At 47.8% G+C, this 1,228-nt stretch carries 1 protein-coding gene; it reads left to right on the forward strand.

The features are described 5' to 3' along the window. Positions 1-519: 519 nt before the first annotated feature. The coding region (locus B7364_RS05440) for a hypothetical protein (protein ID WP_157893519.1) at positions 520-1,228 on the forward strand (709 nt) is incomplete at its 3' end.

The raw sequence follows: 1,228 nt of genomic DNA on the forward strand, positions 1-1,228 counted from the left end.
CTCTCATAAAGAACGAGGGACCCTAAGGGCTCAGGTCAAGGGCTCAAAATAACTGGACCCATCAGACAAATTTCTCCTATCAAACTTGAATGTCGAACAAAATTTCATACAGCCTATGATAACCATAGAATCTTGCAACGCCAAAATCCTATCGTCCTAAGGACGCAATTCTCTCTCTCACTTTTCTTGATCGCGCCTTTTTAAAGCGCCTTTGCCGCAGGCCCTACTTAAGCAAAGGCCGTGTTCGAGTTTGAGGGCGCAAATTTGGGGGTCANCAATTGTCGGGCGGCTTCAAAGTGAGCACAGCGAGGCTTTGAACCGTTCCAAGTGCTTTGCCTGAGGCCACGACCTCACGAAGTGCTTGATCATTGTGCAGTCCATGTTTGGAATGCACCCGTCCCGGCGGAGCGAGATATTGCTCAAATGGAGGAATGTGAAGCGGATGGACGATCAAGATATTTCTCGCCGATTGTCTTGGATGGTGCATTCCAAAGGAGTGTACCCTACGGCGCGACGCGCATGGGTACAATCGTTGAATTGGGCGATTGTCCAAGTAATTGTTTTAATCCTTTTACTGATCAGCGCTATATTTTTTATCAAATGTATTCGCTGAATCAGTTGTATAAAAACTGGGCAAAACAGCCGGCCCAACTCTTTAGTACCACGAGCGGACTTTCTCCATCACTTCCAAAGAGTGCGCATTTTCTGCGGCGCCTTGAGTATAAGATGAACCCTGCTTCCGATGACAGGCTGTTTGATGCCGCTTCTTCAGAAATAGAGAAGAAGTGCGACGTCTCGGTAGCAAGCATGAGGATGGCATCTTACAGTCGTTGTGATGTTACGCCGGGCTGGAAACCATACTTTAGGCGTGGCATCGAGAACCATTGCGACAGTGGTACGCCGGCGCTCTTAACGCTTTTTGAGACCAGAGACTTTAAGGACTCCTTTCGGCCCTTTGATGCCGAATCCCAAACCAAAATTGTCCGAAAGCTGCAATGTGAATGGCACCAAGGCGACCAAATTGCGCTACTTCGATTGATGCAAATGAGCCTCACAATGAAAGTCGAGCCAGCGCAAGGTCGCACACCAAGCACAAGCGGCGGTGATAGTTGCATTCCAACCGTCGCGACTTTCAAGTTTTTGCAAAAGAACAATTACACAATGTTCTGCGCAGCCCAAATTACAATGGGTGGATTCAATCTTGAAGTGCGAATTTCCAATGATTTGA

Source organism: Aquidulcibacter paucihalophilus (assembly GCF_002105465.1).
In the GTDB taxonomy this organism is placed as follows: domain Bacteria; phylum Pseudomonadota; class Alphaproteobacteria; order Caulobacterales; family Aquidulcibacteraceae; genus Aquidulcibacter; species Aquidulcibacter paucihalophilus.